Annotated in this window: 1 protein-coding gene; it reads left to right on the top strand. The window is 39.5% G+C overall.

From position 1 onward, the window contains the following. Nucleotides 1–362, top strand: a 362-nt coding sequence (locus SB679_RS23355; protein WP_410704667.1) for an AMP-binding enzyme, incomplete at both ends; no start/stop codon positions are given.

Below are 362 nucleotides of genomic sequence, written 5' to 3'. Positions count from 1 at the left end.
AGGCTTCTGAGCAATGGAGAGTTGGAGTATTTAGGCAGAAAAGATTTCCAGGTGAAGATTCGGGGATACAGAATAGAGTTGGGAGAGATAGAGAGTACGCTCTCTGAATTCAGCCCTGTTATCCAACAAGTAGTTGCTTATGCCAAAGAAGTGAATGGTGAAAAAGTACTTGCAGCTTACTACACAAAAAATGATGAATCAGATATCGATAAGTCTGAACTTCGAGAATATTTACTGAGTAAGTTACCAGAATATATGGTACCAGGCTTCTTTGTAGAGCTTGATAATATTCCGTTAACACCCAATGGTAAGGTTGACCGTAAGTCATTACCTGGAGTTAGCGGTGAAGATTTAATCAGAAG

The sequence above is a fragment of the Chryseobacterium sp. SIMBA_029 genome (assembly GCF_046535275.1).
In the GTDB taxonomy this organism is placed as follows: Bacteria; Bacteroidota; Bacteroidia; order Flavobacteriales; family Weeksellaceae; genus Chryseobacterium.
This window is presented reverse-complemented; position numbering and strand designations above follow the sequence as displayed.